At 73.3% G+C, this 24,466-nt stretch carries 15 protein-coding genes and 3 tRNA genes; 9 read left to right on the top strand and 9 right to left on the bottom strand.

What is annotated here, in order from left to right:
* The first annotated feature begins 28 nt into the window (after nucleotides 1-28).
* Nucleotides 29-760 (top strand): IclR family transcriptional regulator, encoded by a 732-nt coding sequence (locus ACZLMO_RS13055; RefSeq protein ID WP_425712833.1) that lies wholly within the window; start codon nucleotides 29-31, stop codon nucleotides 758-760.
* A 150-nt stretch (nucleotides 761-910) separates the two neighbouring features.
* On the opposite strand, the gene ACZLMO_RS13050 is transcribed toward ACZLMO_RS13055, so the two are convergent.
* The 5 genes from ACZLMO_RS13050 to ACZLMO_RS13030 all read right to left on the bottom strand — a co-directional run bounded on the left by ACZLMO_RS13050 (nucleotide 911) and on the right by ACZLMO_RS13030 (nucleotide 3,773).
* Nucleotides 911-983 (bottom strand) — tRNA-Glu (locus tag ACZLMO_RS13050).
* Nucleotides 984-1,105: 122 nt separating this feature from the next.
* Nucleotides 1,106-1,178, bottom strand: a tRNA-Glu gene (locus tag ACZLMO_RS13045).
* Between the two features lie 48 nt (nucleotides 1,179-1,226).
* Nucleotides 1,227-1,298 (bottom strand) — tRNA-Gln (locus ACZLMO_RS13040).
* Nucleotides 1,299-1,471: 173 nt separating this feature from the next.
* Nucleotides 1,472-2,986 (bottom strand): glutamate--tRNA ligase, encoded by a 1,515-nt coding sequence (gene gltX, locus ACZLMO_RS13035; protein WP_425712832.1) that lies wholly within the window; start codon nucleotides 2,984-2,986, stop codon nucleotides 1,472-1,474.
* A 28-nt stretch (nucleotides 2,987-3,014) separates the two neighbouring features.
* On the bottom strand, nucleotides 3,015-3,773 hold the full coding sequence (locus ACZLMO_RS13030) for a fumarylacetoacetate hydrolase family protein (protein WP_463654000.1): 759 nt from the start codon (nucleotides 3,771-3,773) through the stop codon (nucleotides 3,015-3,017).
* 195 nt (nucleotides 3,774-3,968) lie between these two features.
* Between ACZLMO_RS13030 and ACZLMO_RS13025 the strand changes: the two genes are divergently transcribed.
* Nucleotides 3,969-4,886, top strand: a complete 918-nt coding sequence (locus ACZLMO_RS13025) for a 3-methyladenine DNA glycosylase (RefSeq protein ID WP_425712830.1) — start codon at nucleotides 3,969-3,971, stop codon at nucleotides 4,884-4,886.
* Between the two features lie 55 nt (nucleotides 4,887-4,941).
* Here ACZLMO_RS13025 and ACZLMO_RS13020 read toward each other — a convergent pair whose 3' ends face one another.
* Nucleotides 4,942-8,562, bottom strand: a complete 3,621-nt coding sequence (locus tag ACZLMO_RS13020) for a hypothetical protein (protein WP_463653999.1) — start codon at nucleotides 8,560-8,562, stop codon at nucleotides 4,942-4,944.
* A 325-nt stretch (nucleotides 8,563-8,887) separates the two neighbouring features.
* Here ACZLMO_RS13020 and ACZLMO_RS13015 point away from each other — a divergent pair, with 325 nt between their 5' ends.
* The 5 genes from ACZLMO_RS13015 (at nucleotide 8,888) to ACZLMO_RS12995 (ending at nucleotide 16,600) form a co-directional block, all read left to right on the top strand.
* Nucleotides 8,888-10,555, top strand: a complete 1,668-nt coding sequence (locus tag ACZLMO_RS13015) for a heparan-alpha-glucosaminide N-acetyltransferase domain-containing protein (RefSeq protein ID WP_463653998.1) — start codon at nucleotides 8,888-8,890, stop codon at nucleotides 10,553-10,555.
* Between the two features lie 9 nt (nucleotides 10,556-10,564).
* Entirely contained in the window at nucleotides 10,565-11,854 is a 1,290-nt protein-coding gene (locus ACZLMO_RS13010; RefSeq protein ID WP_463653997.1) for an APC family permease, read from the top strand.
* A 22-nt stretch (nucleotides 11,855-11,876) separates the two neighbouring features.
* The gene (locus ACZLMO_RS13005; protein ID WP_463653996.1) at nucleotides 11,877-14,708 is read left to right on the top strand and encodes a DEAD/DEAH box helicase; all 2,832 of its coding nucleotides are present in this window, start codon (nucleotides 11,877-11,879) and stop codon (nucleotides 14,706-14,708) included.
* 264 nt (nucleotides 14,709-14,972) lie between these two features.
* A complete protein-coding gene (locus ACZLMO_RS13000) occupies nucleotides 14,973-15,566 on the top strand; it encodes a hypothetical protein (RefSeq protein ID WP_463653995.1) in 594 nt (197 codons plus the stop codon).
* A gap of 224 nt (nucleotides 15,567-15,790) precedes the next feature.
* The gene (locus ACZLMO_RS12995; protein ID WP_425715837.1) at nucleotides 15,791-16,600 is read left to right on the top strand and encodes a VIT1/CCC1 transporter family protein; all 810 of its coding nucleotides are present in this window, start codon (nucleotides 15,791-15,793) and stop codon (nucleotides 16,598-16,600) included.
* A 64-nt stretch (nucleotides 16,601-16,664) separates the two neighbouring features.
* On the opposite strand, the gene ACZLMO_RS12990 is transcribed toward ACZLMO_RS12995, so the two are convergent.
* Nucleotides 16,665-17,879: a galactokinase gene (locus tag ACZLMO_RS12990; protein WP_425715836.1), complete on the bottom strand. Its 1,215-nt coding sequence runs from the start codon at nucleotides 17,877-17,879 to the stop codon at nucleotides 16,665-16,667.
* Entirely contained in the window at nucleotides 17,872-18,996 is a 1,125-nt protein-coding gene (gene galT / locus ACZLMO_RS12985) for a galactose-1-phosphate uridylyltransferase (protein WP_463654037.1), read from the bottom strand. Before galT ends, ACZLMO_RS12990 begins: the two co-directional genes overlap by 8 nt.
* Nucleotides 18,997-19,339: 343 nt before the next feature.
* Here galT and ACZLMO_RS12980 point away from each other — a divergent pair, with 343 nt between their 5' ends.
* Nucleotides 19,340-20,089, top strand: a complete 750-nt coding sequence (locus ACZLMO_RS12980) for a YggS family pyridoxal phosphate-dependent enzyme (RefSeq protein WP_463653994.1) — start codon at nucleotides 19,340-19,342, stop codon at nucleotides 20,087-20,089.
* 105 nt (nucleotides 20,090-20,194) lie between these two features.
* Here ACZLMO_RS12980 and ACZLMO_RS12975 read toward each other — a convergent pair whose 3' ends face one another.
* Entirely contained in the window at nucleotides 20,195-22,528 is a 2,334-nt protein-coding gene (locus tag ACZLMO_RS12975) for an alpha-glucosidase (RefSeq protein ID WP_425715834.1), read from the bottom strand.
* Between the two features lie 85 nt (nucleotides 22,529-22,613).
* Between ACZLMO_RS12975 and uidA the strand changes: the two genes are divergently transcribed.
* Complete coding sequence (uidA, locus tag ACZLMO_RS12970) at nucleotides 22,614-24,464, top strand: beta-glucuronidase (RefSeq protein ID WP_463653993.1); 1,851 nt, start codon at nucleotides 22,614-22,616, stop codon at nucleotides 24,462-24,464.
* The last annotated feature ends 2 nt before the right edge of the window (nucleotides 24,465-24,466 follow it).

The following is a 24,466-nucleotide window of genomic DNA, read 5'->3' as shown; positions in this document are numbered from 1 at the left end:
TCAGGGGCTGAGATAGTAGTCTTGATCCATGGACAACTCTAGCGGAGTCGGCGTCCTTGACAAGGCCGCGGCAGTGCTCGCGGCCCTCGAGTCGGGGCCGGCCACCCTCGCCCAGCTCGTCGCTGCCACTCACCTCGCCCGCCCGACGGCGCACCGCCTCGCGGTCGCCCTCGAGTTCCACCGCCTCGTCTCGCGCGACATGCAGGGGCGGTTCGTGCTCGGCCCACGCCTCGGTGAGCTCGCGTCGGCCGCGGGCGAGGACCGGCTGCTCGCCGCGGCCGGCCCGGTGCTGCTCGCGCTGCGCGACCACACGAGCGAGTCGGCCCAGCTCTTCCGCCGGCAGGGCGAGCAGCGCATCTGCGTGGCCGCCGCCGACCGGCCGGTGGGCCTGCGCGACTCGATCCCCGTGGGCGCGACCCTGTCGATGCTCGCCGGCTCCGCCGCCCAGACGCTGCTCGCGTGGGAGGAGCCGGACCGGCTCCACCGCGGGCTGCACGGGGCCACCTTCACCGCGACGATGCTCTCCCAGGTCCGACGCCGGGGCTGGGCCCAGTCCGTCGGCGAGCGGGAGGCCGGGGTCGCCTCGGTGTCGGCGCCCGTACGCGGGCCGTCGGGGCGCGTGGTCGCCGCGGTGTCCGTCTCCGGGCCGATCGAGCGGATGGGCCGGCAGCCGGGCCGCCACTTCGCACCCGCCGTCATGGCCGCGGCGAACCGCCTGAGCGAGGTCGTGCGCACCACCGACGAGGACGCCGAGGAGTAGGCGCGTCGGGCCCGTCCCGTCCCGTCCCGGCCAGGCTCGGGACCGGTCCGACGACGAGCGCGCGGCCGGCACCCGGGTGGCCCGCCGGCGCGGCCGCGGCCGGGCATGACGACGGCCCCCGGACCATGTGGTCCGGGGGCCGTCGATCTGTACCCCCAGCGGGATTCGAACCCGCGCCGCCGCCGTGAGAGGGCGGTGTCCTAGGCCGCTAAACGATGGGGGCCTCCGATGTGCTGTTGTGTCCTGCGATCGTGCTGTGCGCCGCGGCGCCCGGGAGACATTACCGGACCGACGCCCCGCCGTCACCCGATGGGCTCCGACGTGCCGGTGAGGTCAGTCACCGTGTACCCCCAGCGGGATTCGAACCCGCGCCGCCGCCGTGAGAGGGCGGTGTCCTAGGCCGCTAAACGATGGGGGCCTGCCACCGAACGAGGCGGTGACGTCCGACGCCGGGGCGCCGGAGGAGCTGGGGTACCAGGACTCGAACCTAGAATAACTGGACCAGAACCAGTCGTGTTGCCAATTACACCATACCCCATGGGGGTAGTCGGTCGTCCGATGGTCAGCTTCCGGAGCACGCTCCGGGGCCGAACTCGCGACCTCGTACCGGCGTTGAACTTTACCCTCTTCAACCGGGTCGTCCAACCGGATCGGGCCTCCGGTGAGGGACCTCACGACCCCGACGTGACGCCGGTCCCCCGCCGGTCCGTCCTACTCCCCCAGCTGCCCGGCGAGCCGGTCGATCCGCGCGAGCGTCTCGTCGCTCCCGAGGATCTCCATCGACTCGAACAGCGGCGGGGAGACCTGACGCCCGGTGACGGCCACGCGCAGCGGACCGAACGCGTGGCGCGGCTTGATCCCCAGTCCCTCGACGACAGCGGCCCGCAGCGCGGCCTCGATGTTCGCCGTCGTGAACCCGTCCGCGGGAAGCGCCGCGAGGGCCTCGCGGCCCGAGGCGAGGACGGACGGCGCGGTGTCGGCGAGCTTGCCGACGGCCTTCTCGTCGTAGGTGAGGTCGGCGCCGTCGACGAAGAGGAAGCCGGCCATGTCGGTGACCTCGCCGAGCACCTGCATGCGGGTCTGCACGAGCGGGGCGACGGCGTCGAGGATCTCGCGCTCGCGGTCGGTCAGCGCCTCGTAGGAGTCCGCTGCCACGAACCCGCCGGAGTGCAGGAACGGCACGAGCCGGCGCGCGAGGTCGCCGACCTCGAGGCGGCGTACGTGCTCGGCGTTGATGGCGGTGGCCTTGTCGTTGTCGAAGCGCGCCGGGTTGGCCAGGACGTCGCGGATGTCGAAGGCGGCGACCATCTCCTCGCGCGTGAACAGGTCGTTGTCCGGCGCGATCGACCAGCCGAGCAGGGCGAGGTAGTTGAGCAGGCCCTCGGGGATCATCCCGCGCTCGCGGTGGAGGAAGAGGTTGGACTCGGGGTCGCGCTTGGAGAGCTTCTTGTTGCCCTCCCCCATGACGTAGGGCAGGTGCCCGAACTCCGGGACCTGGGCCGAGACGCCGAGCTCGGCGAGCGCGCGGTGCAGCGCGATCTGCCGCGGGGTCGAGGAGAGGATGTCCTCGCCGCGCAGGACGTGGGTGATGCCCATGAGCGCGTCGTCGACGGGGTTGACGAGCGTGTAGAGCGGCTGCCCGTTGGCCCGCACGACGACGAAGTCCGGCACCGACCCCGCCGTGAACGTGATCTCGCCGCGGACGAGGTCGTCGAAGGTGATGTCCTCGGCCGGCATCCGCATCCGCAGGGACGGTTCCCGGCCCTCGGCGCGGAACGCGGCCACCTGGTCGTCGGTGAGGTCGCGGTCGAAATTGTCGTAGCCGAGCTTGGGGTCACGCCCGGCCGCGCGGTGACGGGCCTCGACCTCCTCCGGCGTCGAGAAGGACTCGTAGAGGTAGCCGGCCGCACGCAGCTGCTCGATGACGCCCGCGTGGATCTCGCCGCGCTCGGACTGCCGGTAGGGGCCGTGCGGGCCGCCGACCTCGACGCCCTCGTCCCAGTCGAGGCCGAGCCAGCGCATCGTGTCGATGAGCTGGTCGTAGCTCTCCTGGCTGTCGCGCGCCGCGTCGGTGTCCTCGATGCGGAAGACGAACGTGCCGCCGGTGTGCCGCGCCCAGGCCCAGTTGAACAGGGCGGTGCGCACGAGGCCCACGTGGGGCGTGCCGGTCGGGGACGGGCAGAAGCGGACGCGGACGTCGGGGCGCGGGGCGGCGGTGTCAGTCATGGTGCGCCCAGGGTAGTCGGGCGCCGGTTCAGTCCCGGCGCAGGATCGGGTTGGTGAACGAGCCGATGCCCTCGACCTCGACCTCGACCCGCTGCCCCTCGGTGACGATCCCGTTGCCGGCGGGCGTCCCGGTGAGCACGACGTCGCCCGGCAGGAGCGTGAAGACCTCCGAGACCTGGGCGACGATCTCCCGCACCGTCGAGACGAGCTGCGAGGTGCGGCCGTCCTGGGTGAGCCCGCCGTCGACCCGCGCGCGCACGGCGAGGTCGTCCGGCTCGAGGTCGAGCGCGAGGTACGGGCCGATCGGCGTCGACGTGTCCCAGGCCTTCGCCCGCGTCCACGACGTGCCCGGGGCGAGCTGGTCCTTAGCCGTGTAGTCGTTGGCGGCGGTGTACCCGAAGATGATCTCGTCGGCGCGCTCGACGGGCACGTCCTTGCCCATCCGGCCGATGACCACGGCGAGCTCGGCCTCGTACCAGACCTCGCTGCTCCACCGCGGCAGCACCACCGGGTCGTCGGGGCCGATGACGGAGGTGTTGGGCTTGATGAACAGCACCGGCTCCGGGTCCGGCATCTCGTCGGTGCGGTAGCTGCGGGCGAGGCCGATGACCTTCGAGCGCGGGATGACCGGCGAGAGCAGCCGGGCCGAGTCGAGCGGGACCCGCTCCCCCGTCGTGTCGAACCCGGCGAACAGCGGGTCGGACTTGAGGACCACGAGCTCGGCGGAGTCCTCGTCGAGGACGCCGTAGCGGGGGTTGCCGTCGGTGACGAAGCGGGCGATGCGCATGCCCCGATCCTATGGCTCGCCGAGATTGCGGTTCGTGCTCGTCGAGATTGCGGTTGGGAGCAGCCCCGGTGGTCGAGAGTGCGGTTCAGGCCCACCACGGATGGTCGAGAGTGCGGCTCAGGGCGGCGGCCACCCACGGAACGCGCGGTTCGTCGTCGTCGGGGGCGGTGAGGTGACCTGCCTACCCTGGGCGACGTGCGACTGACGGCGAGGAACTGGCGGGCGCGCGCCGCCGAGCACGCCGCGCGCGCGGACGCGTTCACCGCCGGCCATCGCGCTCGGCGCTCGCGCCACGAGAAGCACGCGGTCGAGGACTTCCTCTACGAGTACTACCCGTTCAAGCCGGGCAAGGCACGTCGGTGGCACCCCGGGGTCGGGGTGGAGCTCCTGCCCGACGACGACGCGCACCCCGCCGATGCCCACCCCGCGGGCGAGGGCGCGGAATCGGTCGCCGACCTCGACGAGCGCTCCGCCTGGCGCTGGCACCGCCGCACCGAGGACGGCGGCGTGACCCTGGACGTGCCCGCGTTCGTGGCCGACCGCGGCGACGGCGTGCGGTGGGTCGACCAGCTGCTGCGCCGCACGGCCGGCCGGGCGCCCACCCTCGGCTGCTTCGGCTGGCACGAGTGGGCGATGGTCTACCGGCAGGAACGGCACCGGCACCCGCTACCGCTGCGGCTCGGGCAGGCGGCCACGGACGCCGCGGTCGAGTCGGCGACGATCCGCTGCAGCCACTTCGATGCGTACCGGTTCTTCACGCCCGACGCCGAACCCCTCAACACCCTCACGCCCACCCGTGAGCGACAGATCGAGCTCGACCAGCCCGGCTGCCTGCACGTCAACATGGACCTGCTGCGGTGGTGCCTCACGCTGGGGCCCGCGGTCCCCGGCGAGCTGCTGCTCGACTGCGCCGATCTCGCCCTCGACGTGCGGCGGCTCGACATGGCCGCGGCGCCGTACGACGTGTCGGGCTACGGGCTTGCGCCGGTGCGCATCGAGGAGCCCGCCGGGAGGGCGGAGTATGCGCGCCGGCAGAAGGAGATGGCGGTGCGGGCGGCGCCGCTGCGGGAGCGACTCATCGAGGTGACGAGCGCGCTTCTCGCAGACGAGTGAGCGCCGCCCGGACCGTGGTCCGGGCGGCGCTCACTCGCCATCAGCTGGTGATCGGTCAGCGGCGGATGCCGACGGTGTCGGTGCCGTTGCCGTCCCAGTCGCCGACGAAGACCTCGTCACCGGAGCGGCCGTAGTCCTGCTCGATCTCGGCGTTGACCGCCGTGAGCGAGTTCGAGACGAAGAACGTGATCCCACGCCGCACCGCGAACGTGTCGACCGCGTCACCGTCCCAGTCACCGACGTACACCTCGTCCGTGGCCCGGCCGTAGTCGAGCTCGGCATCGGCGTTGCCACCGGTCAGCGAGTTGGCGATGAAGTAGGTGTTCCCACGCCGGACGGTGAACGTGTCGATCGCGTCGCCGTCGTAGTCACCCACGAGGACGGCGTCGTCAGCGCGGCCGTAGGCCAGCTCGGTGTCCGCGTCGCCCGACTCGAGGGTGTTGGACACGAAGTAGGCGTTGCCCCGGCGCACGGCGAAGGTGTCCACGCCGTCGCCGTCCCAGTCACCGACCAGCACGGTGTCGCCGGCGCGGCCATAGTCCAGCTCGACGTCCGCGTTCCCGCCGTACAGCGAGTTGGACAGGAAGTAGCTGTTCCCGCGACGGACCGCGAGCGAGTCGCTCCCGTCGCCGTCCCAGTCACCCACGAGCACCTCGTCACCGGCGCGGCCGAAGGAGAACTCGTGCTCCGCGACCGCGTCCCAGCCGTCATTGAGGTAGAACCCACGACCCGGCGTCGGCGGCACCGGCTCACCGGGCTCGCCCGGTTCCTCGGGGTCCTCGCCGTCGCCGGCCGCGGTGGCGAACGTCGCCAGCGGGGAGACCGTCCGGCCGCCCGTGGCGTTCTCGGCCACGGCGTACCAGCCGTGCGTCTCGTCCGCGGCGAGGTCGGTCCACTGCGCGGTCGCCGTCCCCTCGCCGGCCACCGTGTCCTCACCGATGACGTCGTCGGAGAGGACGGCCACCGAGACGGCGTCCGTCGCGATCGACGTGGTCCGCGAGGTGAGGTTGACGGGGAGCGTCATCTCGTCCTCGGTGCCGTCGTAGCGCTCGTTGGTGTCGAACTCGGTCGCGCCGTGGTTGTCGATGCGCGGCGAGTAGGTGTCCACCGTCATCTCGGACCGGTCGACGTCGAACTGCAGCATGCGGAAGAAGCCGGAGGCGCGGGCGCCGTCGACCTCGTAGTTCTGGTAGTCCGCCAGCATCTCGACCACGTTGTGCCCCGGCTCGGCGACGTCCGTGCGGACGTTAGTGCCGACACCGTGGATGTGCCCGCTGAGGGTAAGGAACACGTTCGGGCTCTGCGAGACGACCTCGTCGAAGATCGGCTGCCCGTCGGGCGCGCCGAACCCGGCACCACGGCCGTCGGGGGACGACGACGCCCCCAGGTAGACGTGGGTCGCGACGATGCCGTTCCGGTCCGGGTGCTCCGCGAGGATCTCGCGGGCCCAGGTCAGCTGCGCGTCCGAGCTCCAGTACGGCAGGTGCACCGCGATGAAGTCGAGGCCACCGGCCGTGAACAGGTCGTAGTGCGCCGAGTTGTCGCCCGGCTGCCACGGGCCGCCGTAGCTGGCGTTCTCCCATCCCTCGGAGAGCGCCTCGTACCGCTCCGGGCCGAAGTACTCGTTGAAGACGTCGTTGTTCGCGCCGTAGATGTTGTCGTGGTTGCCGGGCAGGATCCCGTTCGGGATGCCGGCCTCGTCGAGCACCGTCTGCATGTCGCTGGCGAACTGGTACTCGTCGTGGACGAGCCCCATCCACTCCTCGTCGTCCGTGGTGACGATGTGGTTCTGCACCACGTCCCCGGTGTGGAACGCGTAGGCGAGGTTGCGCTCGTCCTCGTTCTCCACGAGCCAGTCGACGATGCCGCGGTAGGAGTCCGCGAACGCCTGGCGCTCCTCCTCGGGCAGCGAGTCCGGGACACCGCCGGCGGCACCAACAGCCCCCTCCGAGTAGTACTGCGTGTCGGTGACGTGGGCGAGCGAGAAGTCGTAGCTCTCCGGGTCGCGGAACGCTCCGTCCGGCTCGCCGGGGACGTCGTCGGCGAAGGGGTCGTAGCCCTCGACCAGGAGGTGCACCTCACCGGCGTCGTCGTGCACGGCGGTGGCCGGGCCGGACAGGTGGGTGTCGCCGTCGGACGCGCCGCGGGCGTCGGCGAGCCGCTCCCAGGTCAGCTCCTCGGCGTTCCACGCGTAGAGGCGCACGCCGCGGGCGGGGTCGACCTGGCCGGACCAGGAGACCACCATCTCGTCGTCGTCCGAGCCCTCGACGGGGACGTCGAAGCGCTGGTAGGTCACGCCCTCGGCGGCCGGGCTGCGCAGCACCTCGTCGTCACCGGGGCGCAGCGCGTCGGTGGCCGCCTCGGTCTGGCCGGTGAAGTCGAGCTGGCTGAGCGGGAGCTCGGCGGCCGTGCCCTGGTACGCGGCGTCGGGCCGCGCGGGGTCGGCGGCGTAGAACGTGGTCGTCACGTCGGCGCCGTTCGGGTCGGTGACGTCGACGGACAGGTCGACGGCGCCGTCCTGGTCGCGCGAACCGCTCTCCGGGCTCATCGCGCCGATCGTGGGCGAGTTCGGCGCGGTGGTGAAGGGCAGGACGTGGCGCGAGGCGTTACCGAGCGAGTCGCTCGACTCGACGACGAGCTCGTGCTCGCCCGGGGTGAGGTCGTCGGTGCTCAGGGTCGAGCCGATGCGGATCGGCTCGCCGTCGAGGGTGACCGCGACCGGGCCGCGCACGCCGGCGTCGTCGGCCACCTCGGCACCGATGGTGAACTCGCCGAGGAGGTCGTCGCCCGCGGCGGGGCTGGACGAGACGAGCGCGGGGCCCGTGTTGTCCGTCGTGATGGTCTGGGTGGTCTCGGCGCCGGACTCGGTCGACGCCGTCACCTCGTGCTCGCCGTCGTCGACGGTGGTCGTGTCGAGCACGTGGAGCAGGCCGGACTCGGCCGTGGGCTCACCGTCGATGGTGAACGTGAGGTCCTGGGTCGTGCTCCGCTCCGTGTTCGAGCCACAGCTGCCGTCGCCGACGGTCACGTTGTCGGGGTTGGCGTCGTCGCGGATCTCCGTGCCGTCGGCGAGGACGAGCCGGAAGTCGTCGAGGACGAAGTCGTCGAAGTTGACGCCGCAGGCGGACGGGCGGCCGCCGGCACCGATGGTGATGTGGTTCTCGCCGTGCACGAGGAGCTCGTAGGGCACCTCGACGCGGGTGGCCTCGCTCGCGTACGTCTCGAAGATCGTCAGGCGCGTCCCGTTGACGACGAGGTAGTTGTCGAAGCCGCGCGACATCGAGTTGCTGCCGACGTTGACCTGGAACAGCGCGTTCTCGTCGCCGCCGAGGGTCGTGCGCGCGGGGACCGGCTCGCCGTCCACGGCGAGGGACTCGACCGGGTCGTCGACCGAGGTGGGCTCGGCGACGAGCGTCTGGTGGCCCGACACGCGCGTGCCGTCGGCGGGGGTGAGCGTGGGGGCGCCGGCGGCCTCCTGCTCGGGGGTCGCCGTCGCGGGCTCGTACTGCATCGGGAGGACGGGGCCGAGCGGCTCGGCCCCGTCGGCGGGCGCGGCCTGGTCGTCGGACGGTTCGAACGGCGCGGCACCGGGGGTGGCGGCAGCCGGCAGGGCCGTCCCCACCATGAGCGCGCCGAGCGCCACCGCTGCAAGGCGGCGCGGTCTGTGGACTGTCATCGGTCGGTACTCCTTCGGAGGGGATGGCGGTCCGGGCGGACCGGCCCCTGCACCGTGCGCCAGCTGTGCGTCGCAATGACTGCCGTAGCGTGACGACCGGGTGAACTGACCTGCGCAAACGCGAAGAACGCGGCTATGCGCGCGGGTAACGGCGTCACGTGTCGTCGAACGGCCGGACCGTCAGGAGGTGCCCGACCCGCCGCTTGCCGACCGGGCTGAAGGACGTCCCGGAACCCCCGTGAGCAGCCCCACATGGGGAGCGCTCTCCCGGTCCGGGCGTGATCGCGGGTCGTGCGGGCAGGCCCTCGCGCGGCAGGATGCGCGCATGAGTCACACGCCCGCGGCGCCCATGTCCGCACCGGCCTCCGCGGGCCACGCGAACGGCAGCGTCTCGCCGTACGCCGGCGCCTCGCCGTACGGCAACGCCGGACCGAGCCCCAGCGCCTCGCCGTACGGCAACGCCGGACCGAGCACCAACGCCTCGCCGTACGTCAACGGCCGTCCCGCCACGAGCGGCGCGAGCGCCGCGACCGCCGCACGCACCACGGAGTCCGGCCCCGCGGCCCCGCGCAGCACGGGCCGCCTCGTCGGCCTCGACCTCGCGCGCGGCATCGCCGTGCTCGGCATGGTCACGGCGCACGTCGGCTACACGACCGACGACCTGTCGACCCTGTCCGGCTGGCTCGGGTTCGCCCACGGCCGCAGCTCGATCCTCTTCTGCCTCCTCGCCGGCGTCTCGCTCGGCATCCTCACGGGCGGGCGCACGCCGTCCACGGGCGTGCGGGCGCTCCAGTCGCGCACCCGCATCCTCGTCCGTGCCGTCCTCCTGCTCGCGATCACGGCGCTGCTCGCGATGCTCGACACCTTCGTCGCGCTCATCCTCGGCTTCTACGCCGTGTGGTTCATGTTCTCGCTGCCGTTCCACCGGTGGCGCGCCCGCCGGCTCCTCGTCGTCGGAGGGGTGTGGACGCTCGTCGCCGCCATCGCGAAGCCGTACCTGCTCACGCTCATCACGGCGTCGGGGATGGTGAGCGACTCCTGGGGCGTCAACGGGGCCGTCCTCGACGCCCTGCTCGGCCTCTACCCCGGCCTCGTCTGGTTCGGCCTGGTCCTCGTCGGCATGGGGGTCGCGCGGCTCGACCTGCGCAGCTGGAAGGTGCTGCTCATCCTCCTCGGGGCCGGGCTGCTCTCGGCGGGCGTCGGCTACGGCGGCGGGGCGGCGTTGCGCGCGGCGAACGTCGGCACGATGGCGTTCGGCGAGGAGAGCGCGGACGACCCCTTCCCCGGCGAGCAGCAGTCCGGCCAGTTCCTCTGGGTCGGCGAGCAGCCGGATGCGGTGATCGACGAGTCCTCCCCCGGCGCCGGCGACGCGACGACCGGCGGCGGCGAGCCGTGGCACTTTCCCGGGCTCCCGGGGGCCACCTTCGACACGGACGTCGTCTGGCCGGGCACCCTCGACCTGTTCCAGGCCACGGCCCACTCGGCGTCGCCGGTCGAGATGGTCGGCTCCGGCGGCGTGGCCCTGACGATCCTCGCGGCCTGCCTCCTCCTGCCACGCGTCGTCCACCTGGCGCTGCTCCCGATCCGCGCGATCGGGACCATGTCGCTCACCGCGTACTCGGCCCACGTCATCGCCATCGACTGGTGGCCGGACACCTTCGCCACGTTCGAGGAGTCGAACCGGCCGCTCGCCTACCTCGCCGGTGGGCTCGCGATCGGCTGCCTCGCCTGGTACCTCACGCTCGGCCGCGGGCCGCTCGAGCGCCTGATGCACGGGGCCTCCGTCCGGGCCGCCCGAACGGACGCCGGGGAGCGAGTCTCCCCGGTCGCGCCCAGCCCGGGCACGCACCCATGGCCGACGACGAACGGCGCCTCCGCCTCGTACGCCGCCCCCGCTCCGTCCCGGGCGCCCGCCGCGGGCCGCCCCGACGTCGAGGACACGTCCCGGTTCGCCCCGCCGCCCGTTCATCCGGCGGACACCGGTCCGGCCTAACCTTCGCGGGTGACCGCACCCCCCACGCCGTCGGCTCCCCCGGGCCCGTCCGGCTCGCTCGACCGGCGGCTCGGACTGCCCGGGGCCGTCGCGATCGGCCTCGGGTCGATGATCGGCGCCGGCGTCTTCGCCGCGTTCGGCCCCGCGGCTGGAGCGGCCGGCGGCCTGCTCCTCGCGGGCCTCGCGATCGCGGTCGTCGTCGCGCTGTGCAACGCCACGTCGACGGCGCAGCTCGCCGCCGCCTACCCCACCTCGGGCGGGGCCTACGTCTTCGGCCGCGAGCGCCTCGGCGAGTGGGCCGGGTTCACGGCCGGCTGGGGCTTCGTCATCGGCAAGACGGCCTCGGCCGCCGCGATGGCCACGACCTTCGCCGCGTACGCGGTCCCGCCGGGGTGGGCGCGGCCGGTCGCCGCCCTCGCCGTTCTCGCCCTCACCGCGGTCAACCTCCGCGGCATCACGCGCACCGCCCGGGCGGCCGCCGTCATCGCGGGGGTCGTCCTCGCGCTTCTCGTCGTCGTGCTCGTGGCGATGTGGGCCGGCGGGGGCGCGGACCCGGGCGCCGCCCTCGGGAGCTGGGACGCCCCCGGCGGCGCGTACGGCGTGCTGCAGTCCGCGGGACTGCTGTTCTTCGCGCTCGCGGGGTACGCGCGGATCGCCACGCTCGGCGAGGAGGTCCGCGACCCGCGCCGGACGATCCCGCGCGCCATCGTCACCACGCTCCTCGCCGTCGTGCTCCTGTACGCGGTCGTCGCGCTCACACTGCTCGGCACGCTCGGGCCGGGCGACCTCGCCGACTCGGCGGCCCCGCTCGTCGACGCCGCCCAGGCAGCCGGCCTCGGCCCGTGGTCGGAGGGGCTCGTCCGCGTGGCCGCGGCCGCCGCCTGCCTCGGGGCGCTCCTCGCCGGGCTCGCGGGGGTCTCCCGCACGGCGCTCGCGATGGCCCGGCACCGCGACCTGCCCGGGGTCCTCGACGCCGTGCACCCCGTCCACAAGGTGCCGCACCGGGTGGAGATGGTCATCGGCGCGGTCGTCGCCGTCGCGGTCCTGCTCGTCGACCTGCGCGAGATGATCGGCTTCTCCTCGACCGGCGTGCTCGTGTACTACGCGGTGGCCAACCTGTCCGCGCTCACGCAGGCGGGCGACGACCGGAGGTACCCGCGGGCGCTGCAGGTGGTGGGGCTGATCGGGTGCGTGGTGCTGGTGGCCACGCTGCCGTGGACCTCGCTCGTGGCCGGGCTCGCGGTGCTCGCCGTCGGCCTCGCGGGCCGGGCGGTCGTCGTCTCCCGCCGGCGCAGCTGACGGGGCGTGACACCCTGGGCCGGTGACCACCTCCCCCGAGCCCGACGTCGAGACGCCCGCCGCCCCCGCGCCGGAGGCGCCGTCGTCGGACGAGGTCGCCGGTCCGCCGCTCAACGTGCTCCTCGACCGCCTCGAGGACGAGGCCGACGGCACGCCCACCGGCGACGCGATCCTCGAGGGCTTCCTCGACTGGGTCTCCTCGACCGGCCGTGAGCCGTACCCGCACCAGGAGGAGGCGCTGGTCGCGCTGGCCACCGACGCCCACGTCGTCCTCGCCACGCCGACGGGCTCGGGGAAGTCGCTCGTCGCCGTCGGGGCCCTCACGCACGCGCTCGCCCAGGGCCGCCCGGGCGTCTACACGGCGCCGATCAAGGCGCTCGTCTCGGAGAAGTTCTTCGAGCTCGTCGACCTGTTCGGCGCGGCCAACGTCGGCATGGTCACCGGCGACAGCTCGATCAACCCCGACGCCCCGATCATCTGCTGCACGGCCGAGATCCTCGCGAACACGGCGCTGCGCGAGGGGCCCGACGGTCCGACGTCGGAGGCCACCGTCGTCATGGACGAGTTCCACTACTACGCGGACCCGCAGCGCGGCGGTGCCTGGCAGATCCCGCTGCTCGAGCTGCCCCACGCCCGGTTCCTGCTGATGTCCGCCACGCTCGGCGACGTCACGTGGCTGCGCGAGGACCTCACGCGGCGCACCGGCCGTGAGGTCGAGCTCGTCGACGACGCCGTACGGCCCGTCCCCCTCACCTTCACGTGGTCGGTCCAGCAGCTGCAGGACCTGCTCGTCGAGCTGACCTCCACGCACCGGGCTCCCGCCTACGTCGTCCACTTCTCCCAGAAGGACGCGGTCACCCGCGCCCAGGCGCTCACCTCGGTGAAGATCGCGACCCGCGAGCAGCGCGACGCCGTGGCCGAGGCCATCGGGGACTTCCGCTTCGGCCCCGGGTTCGGTGTCACCCTGTCCGGCCTGCTGCGCAAGGGCATCGGCGTCCACCACGCGGGGATGCTGCCGCGCTACCGCCGGCTCGTCGAGCGCCTCGCCCAGCGCGGCCTGCTTCCCGTCATCTGCGGGACCGACACCCTCGGCGTGGGCATCAACGTGCCGATCCGCACCGTGGTCCTCACGGCGCTGACGAAGTTCGACGGCGAACGGGTCCGACACCTCACCGCCCGCGAGTTCCACCAGATCGCGGGGCGTGCGGGACGCGCCGGGTTCGACACCCTCGGCGAGGTCGTCACACAGGCGCCGGAGCACGAGATCGAGAACGCGCGCCTCCTCGCCCGCGCCGGCGACGACGAGGCGAAGAAGAAGCGGATCCAGCGCAAGAAGCCCGAGCCGGGCCTGGTCAACTGGACCGAGAAGACGCACGACCGGCTCGTCGAGGCCACCCCGGAGCGGCTGACCAGCCAGCTCCAGGTCAGCCACACGATGATCCTCGCGCTGCTCGCCCGCCCCGGGGACCCGGTCGCCGCCGCGTACCGCCTGCTCACGGACAACCACGAGCCGGACTCGCCGCGGAACATGCACGTGCGCCGGGCGATCGAGATCTACCGGTCGCTGCGGCTCGCCGGCGTGGTCGAGCACGCGGACGCGCAGTGGCGGCGCGCGAATCCCGGCGAGCCCTACGTGCGCCTCACCCTCGACCTGCCGAAGAACTTCGCCCTCACCGCCCCGCTCGCGCCGTTCGCGCTGGCCGCGATCGACCTGCTCGACGTCGACGACGAGATGCACGCCCTCGACGTCGTGTCCGTCGTCGAGGCCACCCTCGAGAACCCGCGCCCCGTCCTCTACGCGCAGGAGCGCGCCGCCCGCGGCGAGGCGATCGCCGCGATGAAGGCCGAGGGCGTGGAGTACGAGCAGCGGATGGAGGCGCTCGAGGAGGTCACGTGGCCGCGGCCGCTCGACGAGATGCTCACCGCCGCGCTCGCGACCTACCGCCAGTCCAACCCGTGGGTCGCCGACCTCGAGCTCGCCCCGAAGTCCGTGGTCCGCGAGATGGTCGAGAGCGCGTCGACGTTCTCCGAGCTGATCTCCCGCTACGACCTCGGCCGCTCCGAGGGCGTCGTGCTGCGCTACCTCACCGACGCCTACCGGGCCCTGCGCCAGGTCGTGCCCGACGCGCACCGGACCGAGGCCGTGACCGAGATCGTCGACTGGCTCGGCGCGCTCGTGCGGTCGGTCGACTCCTCGCTGCTCGACGAGTGGTCGGCGCTGGCCGACGGCACGGTCGACCCAGGGGACGCGCAGGCGGCGGCGCACGCGGTCGGGGGGCTCGAGGAGCCGCGGCTGGGGGCCGACGCCGACGGCAACGTGGCGCTCACGCGCAACACGCACGCGTTCCGGTCGGCGGTCCTGCGGGCGAGCACCGCGTACGTCCGGCAGATCGCCAACGACAACCCAGGCGCGCTCGCTCGGCTGGTGGCCGGCTCCGGCTGGCCCACCTCTTCCGTCGAGATTGCGGTTGGGAGCAACCCTTCCGTCGAGATTGCGGTTGGGAGCGTGGCGGCGGCCCTGGCGCCGGGCGCACCGGTGACCGAGGACGACTGGACGCGGGTCCTCGACGACTTCTACGACGCCCACGAGTGGCTCTCGACCGGGCCCGACGCGACCAGCCGCCAGGTCGTCACGGTGACGACCGACCCCGACGACGCCGACCTCGAGCTCGCGGGCGTGGACGTCGACGCGGCCCCGGAGCCGGGCGAGCGGCGCTGGTGGCTCGTCACGCAGCGGCTCGTCGACGAGAACGAGGAGCTCGACTGGGCGCTGACGGGGGTGGTCGACCTCGCGGCGTCGGACGAGGCGGGTCGCGTCATCCTCGCGGTCGTCCGCGTGGCCGCCGCCTCCTGACCCCCGTTCGTCGAGATTGCGGTTGGTGCACGTCGAAACTGCGGTTGGTGCGACACACACCGCGATCTCGATACGCACGAACCGCACTCTCGATGACGGGACTGGTCGGGAGTGCGGGTGAGGCCCGCGAACCGCACTCTCGACATGGACGGGGCGGGGCACGATTCGCGCTGTTCGTCGTCGTCGGGTCGATCGAAGGGATGACACCGGTCGTCGGTCGGACGGCGGACGCCCGCCCCCTCCCCGCCTGCTTGACTCGGCTCCGTGACACCTGACGGCCCGAAGGGCGAGACGCCCGGCGACGAGAGCGAGCTGCGCCCCGTGACCGGCTGGCAGTGGCTCTGGCGGTCCCAGCTCGGCACGACGCTCGGCGGGACCACCTGGGACGTCGACGTCGACCTGTTCGACCTCTCCGAGAAGGTCCACCTCTACCGCGACGGTGTGCAGGACCGCGTCCAGCGCGGCAAGTCTCGGTTCGAGCTCCCGCACGGGCATCGGATCGAGGTCGCGTGGAGCACGTACGGCCTCTCGCGCGCGCACCTCGTCGACGCCGTGGGGCAGGAGATCCAGCTCGAGCCGCGCCCCGGGACGGGCGAACGATGGCGGGCCGACCTCGAGCGCGAGCGCCCGACGGCCAGCCGGATCCTCGCGGCGGCCTCGTGGACGATCCTCGTCCTCGCCCTGCTCCTCGAGCTCCCCCAGCTCGTGCAGCTCGTGTCCGGCTGGACCGGGTGGTTCGACTTCACCTCCCCGGTGTCCCTGCCGAGCTGGGCGAACGTGGCGCTCATGGTCGCCGGCGTCGTCGCCGCGCTCGAACGGGCCCTCGGGATGCGCAACCACTGGCTGCTCGACGAGTAGTCCCGTCCGACGAACCGCAATCTCGGTGAGCACCAACCGCACTCTCGACGAGAGCGGGACCGACTGGCACGCGTGAGGTGAGGCTCGCCTCACCCTCTCTTGACGTTGTGAGGTAAGGCTCACCAACCCATCGCCCGACGACGAACGACGCACACCCAGGTCGGCACGTGAGGCCAGCCTTTCCAACGGTGACAAGCACCTGGGCGCGGCGTACGGTCAGTGTCATGACCCTCTTCCTCGACCCCGCCCCGAGCGGCACCATCCGTCCGAAACCTGACGTCCCGACGTCGAAAGGCGCCTCGCCGGACGCCCCCTCCGAGCACGCCCTGGCCGCCGCGAGCGCCCACGACGAGCGCGTGGGGTCGAGCGCGCGCCTCAACCAGCTTCGCGCCGGGGTGCTCGGCGCGAACGACGGCATCGTCTCCGTGGCCGGCCTCGTCGTCGGGGTCGCGGGAGCCAGCTCGTCGGTCACCGCGCTCGCCATCGCGGGCGTGGCCGCGCTGGTGGCCGGCGCCCTGTCGATGGCCGCCGGCGAATACGTCTCGGTCTCCACCCAGCGCGACACGGAGCGGTCGATGATCGCGCGCATCCGCTCCGGGCTCGCCACGGACCCCGAGCGCGAGCGCCTCGCGCTCATGGGGTCGCTCGAGCACACCGGCGTCCCGGCCGAGCTGTCCGGCCAGGTGGCCGACGCGATGACCGCGCACGACGCCGTCGACGCCCACCTCAACGTCCGGCTCGGCATGGACGAGGAGCAGCTCGTCAGCCCGTGGCAGGCCGCCGTGGCCTCGCTCGTGGCGTTCACGCTCGGCGGCCTCGTCCCGCTCGCCGCGATGCTCCTGACCCCGGTGTCGCTGCGGGTGCCGGCGACGATGCTCGCCGTCGTCGTGGCGCTCGCCCTCACCGGGCTCGTCTCCTCCCGCCTCGGCGAGGCCGCGCAGGGTCGCGCGACCGTCCGAACGATCGCGGGCGGACTGATCGCCATGCTCGTCACCTACGGCATCGGCTCGCTCGTCGGCGGCGCGATCGGCTGACGGTCTCGCGCGTCGGGGCCGGCCGGGGACGCCGATCCCGGACCGGCACGACGGGAGCGCCGGATCAGCCCGGTCGTTCGTCGTCGTCCCGGCGAGCGCCCCCGCTCGGCAGGACGGGGAAGATGTCGGGCCGCGGGAAGCCGGCGCCCTCCACCGCGTCGGTGACCTCGGCGGCGATGCGTTCGGCGTCGGCGGCGTCGACGAGCGCGATCGACGCCCCGCCGAACCCTCCCCCGGTGAGCCGGGCGCCGTGCGCGCCGGCGGCCACCGCGGCGTCGACGGCGGCGTCGATCGCCGGCACCGAGACCTCGAAGTCGTCCCGCAGGGACGCGTGCGCCTCGGTGAGCACCGGCCCGACCGCGCGCGGCTCACCCGCCGCGAGGAGGCGCGCGACCTCGTGGCACCGGGCGGTGTCGGTCACGACGTGCCGCATCCGGCGCAGCTCGACGTCGGGCATCCGCCCCGACCAACCGGCCACCTCACCCGGCGCGACCTCGGCCAGGTGCTCCACCCCGGCGATCCGGGCCGCCCGCTCGCACTCGGCCCGCCGCGTTCCGTAGCCACTGGTGGCGTGGTCGTGGCGCACGGTGGAGTCGACGACGAGGATCGCGAGCCCAGCGTCGTCGAGGTCGAGCGGGACCTGGGACACGGTGCCGCGGCCGAAGTCGAGGAGGATGCCGGCCCCGGGCCGGGTGAGCAGCGCGGCAGACTGGTCGAGCGTGCCGGTCGGCGCCCCGGCCACCACGTTCTCCGCGCGCTGGCACACCCGCACCATCGTCTGCCGGTCGAGGCCGAGGCCCCACAGCTCGTCGAGGGCCACGCACATCGCGGCCTCGACCGCGGCCGACGACGACACCCCCACACCGACAGGGACGGTCGAGTCGATCCACGCGTCGAACCCGGACAGGCCGTCGAGCGGTCGGACCTCCCCGAGCGCCCAGACGACGCCAAGGGCGTAGGCGCCCCAGCCCGTCGGGCGCTCCGACCCGCTCGCGAGCCCGCCGAGATCGAACGTGACGGAGTCCGGGGAGAAGCTCGTGCCGGCGCGCACCACCCCGTCCTCGCGCAGGGCAACGGCGACCCGGGCCCGACGGTCGATGGCGAACGGCAGGCTCGCGCCGCCGTTGTAGTCGGTGTGCTCGCCGACGAGGTTGACGCGCCCGGGGGCCGACCAGACGCCCGTCGGTGCGTGCCCGAACGTGGCGGCGAAGGCGTCGCGCAGCCCGGTGGCGCTCAATCCAGTGGAGCTCGACCCTGTGGCGCCCGTGCCGTCACTCATCCGAGCCGTCCCCGTCGCGCGCGGCCTCGTCGGCATCGAACCGAGCCGCGTCCGCGTCGACCCGTGCGAGCGCCTCCCGCAGCCGCTCCGCGCCGGCCTCGGGCACGATGTCGGCAACCCAGGCGCCCATCGCGGCCTCGGAACCCGCGAGGTACTTCAGCCGATCCACGGCGCGCCGCGGAGAGGTGATCTGCCAGGTCAGCCGGACGTCGTCGCGCCCCTCGCGCACGGGCGCCTGGTGCCACGCGGCGATGTACGGCGTCGGGGTGCCGTAGAGGGCGTCGACCGCCCGCAGCAGGCGCAACGACAGTCCCGCGAGCTCGGTGCGCTCGTCGTCGTCGATGGCGGCGAGGTCGGGGATACGACGTCTCGGCTGCACGTGCAGCTCGATCGGCCAGCGGGCCGCGAAGGGCACGTAGGCGACCCACCGATCGGTCTGCGCCACCACGCGAGGGCCGGCGAGCTCGCTCGCGAGCACGTCGCCCTGGAGGCCCCCGCCGTGGGCGCGCACCTGGTCGAGCAGTGCCCGCGTGCGCGGGGTGACGTAGGGGTAGGCGTAGATCTGGCCGTGCGGGTGGTGCAGGGTCACACCGATCTCGACGCCGCGGTTCTCGAACACGACCACCTGCTCGACGCCGTCCATCGCGCTCAGCTCCGCCGTGCGCTGCGCCCACGCGTCGATGATCGTGCGGGCCCGCCGCTCCGTCTGCGTGGCGAACGAGCCCGTGCGGTCGGGGCTGAAGCAGACGACCTCGCACCGGCCGACCGCGTCCCGCACCTGCTCGAGGCCGCCGGTCTTCGCCGGCTCGCCGAGCCCCGGTCCGAACGACGGCGAGCGGTTCTCGAACACCGCCACCTCGTAGTCGTCCGGGATCTCGCTGGGGTTGGTGGGCGTCTGCGGCGCGAGCGGGTCGAACTCGGCCGGCGGCAGGAAGGCGCGGTTCTGCCGCGCGCTCGCGACGGTCACCCAGTCCCCCGTCAGCGGGTCGCGCCGGAGCCGGGGTGTCGCGGGCCGGGGGGCGAGGGTGCGCGGGTCGGGGCTCGGCACGCGCGGAGGAGCACCGGGCGCGTCGAAGTAGATGAGCTCGCGGCCGTCGGCGAGCGCCGCCCGGGTCATCGTCGTCCCGGTCGTCGTCGTCCCGGTCGTCGTCGTCCCGGTCGTCGTCGTCCCGGTCGTCGTCGTCCCGGTCGAGAGTGCGGGTGAGGGCGCGGGCCCGTCGCCCGAGGGGGTGCTGCTGACCACGTCGTCTCCGTCGGAGGTGTCCGGTTCGTCGGCACATGGCATGCCGTTCCATGACGCTACCGCGCCCGCGGGTACCCGTGTCACAGCCCGACGTCGGACGGTCCCGCGCTCCGGCGTACCGACCGGTGCCGGGGACCGAGCACGCGAGCTCACGGACCGGTCGTCCGGCGTCGGAGGCATCTCCGACGCGACTCCCCCGCAGCGATAAGGTGCCCCGATGACCGAGTCCGACCTCCTCGCGCGGATGCGCACCGTGCGCGACCGCGTGGTCGCCGCCGCGGATGCCGCCGGCCGCGACCAGCGCGAGGTCCGCGTGCTCGTCGCGGTCAAGACGCAGGCGATCGCCGACATGCTCGCCGTGCTCGACGCGGGCGCCACGATCCTCGGCCACAACCGGGTCGACGAGCTCGTCGCGTCCGGGCCGGAGCTCGCCGCCCCCGAGGTCCACAGCCACGAGATGCATCTCATCGGGCACCTGCAGTCGAACAAGATCAACGCGGCGCTGCCGTGGACCACGTGCGTGCAGTCCGTGGAGTCGCCCCGACGCGCGCGCAAGATCGACGAGGCAGTCGGGCGCCGCCTCGACGCCGGGGACGGGATCGGGCCGCGGGCCGAGCAGCGTCTGCTCGACGTGATGATCCAGGTCAACACCTCGCGCGAGCCGACGAAGCACGGGGTCGAGCCCGCGTCCGCCGTCGACCTCGCCGCCTACGTCGGCCAGTGCGAGAACCTCCGGCTGACCGGTCTCATGACGATCGGCGCCAACAGCCCCGACGCCGGACTCGTGCGGGCCTCCTACACCGAGCTCGCCGAGCTGCGCGAGCGGATCGGTCAGGAGGTCGGCGGGCTCGGGGCGCTCGAGCTGAGCATGGGGATGTCGAGGGACATCGAGCCGGCCGTCGCCGCCGGCGCGACGATCATCCGCGTCGGCACGGCTGTCTTCGGCCCGCGCCCCACCCCCGCGTAGGGAGACCCACCACCCGTTCGTCGAGATTGCGGTTGGTGACCGTCGAGATTGCGGCTGGTGCACACCCGACACCACAACCCCACGCCCGACGACGAACGGCACCCGTCAGGAAGAGCTCCGCTCGTCCGCGACGAAGGCCGTGATCTCGTCGGCGACCTGCGTCCCCTCGCGGACGAACAGCGCCGGCCGCCCGATCGGTGCGTCAACCTCGACCTCGGTCACGCCGTCGTCCTCCCCGTGCACGCCCCCGCTCCACGCATGAACCCAACGACCGGGCGGCAGCACGGCCTCCACGCTCTCCGCCCCGGGCTCGAGCACGGGCGTGAGCAGCACGTCGGGCCCCATCGCGATCTCGGCACCCGCCCCCTCGAGGAGCTCCGCACCCCCGTGGATCATCCACGGGTGGTGCTGCGCGGCGCCGAGCGGATCGTCCTCCGTCAGCCGGGCCCGCTCGGGTGCGAGCGCGACGAACAGCCGCGCCGACGCTGCGAGATCCGCGGCAGTCTCCGCCGATCCCGCCGCCTGCACCACCTCTGCCGGCCGGTTGCCCTCGTGCGTCCTCAGCACCGGCCCGAGCACCGAGAGCTCACCCCATCGGGCGAGCAGCTCGTCGTCGCGCCCGATGTCCGGGACCACGGGTAGGGCGAGGGAGGTGTACCCGCCGACGTCGGAATGCATCTGCGCCATCCCGCTCGCCGCGGTCGCCTGCAGCATCGCCGGGACCGAGGCCAGCCCGTCCTCCGCCGACCAGTCCTGCATCTGGTCCCCGAGCCACAGCGCGTCCGCGGCCCCGGCGGACGCCGAGTGCCCGCTGCGGTGCCACACGAGCCCCTCGGACTCGAGCCCGGCAAGCTCGAGTGCCCGGGCGTTGACCTCCTGCCAGAGCACGGGCCAGGCGGCGCGCCACTGCTCGCCGGACCCGGCGTCGAGCACGGCGTCCGGCGGCGGCCCCTCGGCGAAGTCGGCCATCCACCCGCTCGCGCCCGCGTCGGCCACCTCGTCGGCGATCACGCGGGCGAACCACTCCCGGGCGTCCTCGCTGGTGAGGTCGACCATCGCCGCGTCGAACCCCTGCTGGTCGAGCTCGTACACCTCGCCCGCGGGGTCGAGGACGAGGTGCCCGAGCTCGGCGGCCTCGGCGTGCAGGTCGCGCCCGCCCCGCTCGGCCGCGGCCGCCCCGCTGTCCGCCGTGACGAACGCGTTCGTGTACGTGAGTACCCGGATCCCCTCGGCCTCCAGCTCCGCGACGAGCTCGTCCCACCCGGGATAGCGCTCCTCGTCGAGCACCCAGTTCCACTGGAGACGGTCGCCGAACGAGGTCACGCGCCGCCCCGTCCAGTCCTGCAGCCACACCGCGGCGACCGGCACGCCCGCGTTCCGCAGCGTCTCGAGCTCGGCGCGCACCTCGTCGGTCCCGCCCTGGAGCCCGACGATCGCGCCCTCCTGCGTCCAGCTCGGCGGCGGGTCGGCCGCCCCCGCCCAGCCCGACTGGATCTCGACCGCCTCGAGCGGCGTCCCCGCGGCAGCGAGCGAGAACGACGCCTCGTCCGCCCAGACCTCCCACACGAGACCCTCACCAGTGAGGTCGACGCTCGCGATCCGCTCGCCCCGGTAGGCGAGGCTGCGCGCCTCGCTCGTCACGTTGACGCCGCTGACCAGGTAGGTCGTGTCCTGCCCGCCCGCGGCGGCCTCCGCCAGGTCAACGGCGAACGACAGCGGCTGGTTCCCGCGCCCGACTCCCTGCTCGCGAGAGACGATCGGCACCCGCCGGCCGCGCAGGTCGAAGTCGCCGCTCTGCGCGCCGAGCCCATGCACGCTCTCGTCCTCGGCCAGCACGGAGGAGAGGTAGAGCCGGTTCGGCGCGCGGCCGTCCGCCTCGCCGTCGCCGGACTCCCCAGCGGCCCCCTCCGCAGCGATCCGCACGTCGACGTCGAGCCGCCCGGGCGCCCCCTCGCTCAGCGCCATCTCCCAGCCGACCGGGCCGAGATCGCCGTCGTCCCCGGTCAGGGTCCCGGTCAGCCGCAGGGTGTCGCCGTCGGGCTCGACGGAATCGATCGTCTGCGCCGCCCACGTCGCGTCGTGCTCGTCGTCGATCCGCAGCAGTCCGACGTCGTCCCGGTAGGTCGTCTCCCCAGCCGCCGCGGTGAGGAACGCGTCCCCGGGCGCGGTCTCCCAGACCGGGCCGTCGGCGTCGTCGTGCGTGACCGTGAGCGAGTCCCCCACGACGACGTCGAACCCCCCGACCTCCCACGTCCCCCCGTCCCCGGCATCGAGGTCGCCCGTGGGCGGATCGGCGAGGTCGGTCGCCGGTGGGGGTAGTCGCCACAGGATCCCCGCGGTCACGCCGACGACCAGGACGAGTGCGACGACGAGCGTGATCCGGCGCCATCGCCTCGGGCGTCGTCGCCCCCGTCGTCGCCCGGCATCGCTGCTCGTCACCGCGTCATCGTAGGTCCGCGTCGCGTTGTGGCCCGGACCGCCTGGTGGCAGCGTGGAGACACTTGCCGACGAAGTGGGCACGACGATGACCATGCGACCGCAGGAGACCGCCACCCGCGACCGCCGTCCGCTCGACGGGATCTGGGACTTCGCCCTCGACCCCGACGGCCGCGGTCGCACCGACCGCTGGTTCGCCGGACGGCTCCCCGGCGCCCGGGACATGGCCGTGCCCGCGAGCTACAACGACCTCGTCCCCGACCGTGCGGTCCGGGAGCACGTGGGCGAGGCCTGGTACCAGCGCACGGTCCGTGTCCCGCGGGGCTGGGCCGGCGAACGGATCGTCCTCCACCTCGAGTCTGTGACGCACCGCGCCACCGTGTGGGTGGGCGAGACCGAGGTGGTCTCCCACGAGGGCGGCTACACGCCGTTCGAGGTCGACGTCACCGACCACGTACGCCCCGGGGAGACCGTCCGCGTCACCGTCGTCGTCGACAACACGCTGACCTTCCGGTCGATCCCGCCGGGCGTCGTCGATGACACCGAGGACGGGCGCCGCCAGACCTACTGGCACGACTTCTTCAACTACGCCGGGCTGCACCGCTCGGTCTGGCTCCACTCGACGCCGCGCGACCACCTCACCGACATCACCGTCGTCCCCGGCCTCGACGGCACCACCGGGACGATCGACTGGCTGGTCGAGGCGTCCTCGCAGGCCACGGAGACGGTCGCGGTCATCCTGCGGGACGCCGACGGTCGGGTCGTCGCGGAGGACGACGCCGAGGCCGGCCCGGGCGGCGCCGCCGGCACGCTCACCGTCCCGGACGTCCACCGCTGGGCACCCGGGGACGGCTACCTCTACGACCTCGAGGTCCGGCTCGTCGACGGCGAGGAGGTGCTCGACAGCTATCACCAGAGCGTCGGCGTCCGCACGGTCGAGGTGCGCGGCACCGAGCTCCTCATCAACGGCGAGCCGTTCTACTTCCGTGGCTTCGGTATGCACGAGGACCACGACATCATCGGCAAGGGGCACTCCGACGCCCACCTCGTCCACGACACCGAGCTCCTGCACTGGATCGGCGCCAACTCCATCCGAACGTCGCACTATCCCTACTCCCAGGACGTCCTCGACCACGCCGACCGGCACGGGCTGGTGGTCATCGACGAGGTGGCCGCCGTCGGGCAGAACTTGGGACTGGGCGGCGGGATCTTCGGCGCGCAGGGGTACACGACCTTCTCGCCGGAGACGATCAACGACGAGAGCCGCGAGGTCCACGCCCAGGCGATCCGCGAGCTCGTCCACCGGGACAAGAACCACCCGAGCGTGGTGCTGTGGTCGATCGCCAACGAGCCGGAGTCGGACACGGAGGCCGCCGAGGCGTACTTCCGGCCGCTGTTCGCGCTCACCCGCGAGCTCGACGCCACGCGCCCGGTCGGGTTCGTCAACGTCATGCTCGCCCCGCACGGGACGTGCCGGGTCTCGCAGTTCGCCGACGTCCTCATGCTCAACCGCTACTACGGCTGGTACGTCCACACCGGGGAGCTCGCCGCCGCCGAGCGAGCCTGGACCGAGGAACTCCAGGCGTGGGCGACCGACCGCAAGCCGATCATCATCACCGAGTACGGCGCCGACACCCTGGCCGGGCTCCACTCCGACCCGGCCGAGCCGTGGAGCGAGGAGTACCAGGTCGAGTACCTCGAGATGAACCACCGGGTGCTCGACTCGATCGACGCCGTCATCGGCGAGCACGTGTGGAACTTCGCCGACTTCGCGACCGAGGCCGGGGTCATGCGGGTGGGCGGCAACAAGAAGGGCGCGTTCACCCGCGACCGGCGCCCCAAGGCGGCCGCGCACGCGCTGCGGGAGCGCTGGCGGGCGGCTCGCGATCGAGACGCAGGGCCCGACGACGACCACCGCACCGACCGACCCGCGCGGTAGTC

This window comes from Georgenia sp. G2120 (assembly GCF_055326485.1).
The sequence above is the reverse complement of the archived record's forward strand: the minus strand, read 5'-3'. Positions and strand labels throughout refer to the sequence as shown.

Excerpts from the sequence above, each read along its gene's own strand:
- ACZLMO_RS13055 (WP_425712833.1), top strand. The coding sequence starts at position 29 with ATGGACAACTCTAGCGGAGTCGGCGTCCTTGACAAGGCCGCGGCAGTG.
- gltX (WP_425712832.1), bottom strand. The coding sequence starts at position 2,986 with ATGACTGACACCGCCGCCCCGCGCCCCGACGTCCGCGTCCGCTTCTGC.
- ACZLMO_RS13030 (WP_463654000.1), bottom strand. The coding sequence starts at position 3,773 with ATGCGCATCGCCCGCTTCGTCACCGACGGCAACCCCCGCTACGGCGTC.
- ACZLMO_RS13020 (WP_463653999.1), bottom strand. The coding sequence starts at position 8,562 with ATGACAGTCCACAGACCGCGCCGCCTTGCAGCGGTGGCGCTCGGCGCG.
- ACZLMO_RS13015 (WP_463653998.1), top strand. The coding sequence starts at position 8,888 with ATGAGTCACACGCCCGCGGCGCCCATGTCCGCACCGGCCTCCGCGGGC.
- ACZLMO_RS12995 (WP_425715837.1), top strand. The coding sequence starts at position 15,791 with ATGACCCTCTTCCTCGACCCCGCCCCGAGCGGCACCATCCGTCCGAAA.
- ACZLMO_RS12990 (WP_425715836.1), bottom strand. The coding sequence starts at position 17,879 with ATGAGTGACGGCACGGGCGCCACAGGGTCGAGCTCCACTGGATTGAGC.
- galT (WP_463654037.1), bottom strand. The coding sequence starts at position 18,996 with ATGACCCGGGCGGCGCTCGCCGACGGCCGCGAGCTCATCTACTTCGAC.
- ACZLMO_RS12980 (WP_463653994.1), top strand. The coding sequence starts at position 19,340 with ATGACCGAGTCCGACCTCCTCGCGCGGATGCGCACCGTGCGCGACCGC.
- uidA (WP_463653993.1), top strand. The coding sequence starts at position 22,614 with ATGACCATGCGACCGCAGGAGACCGCCACCCGCGACCGCCGTCCGCTC.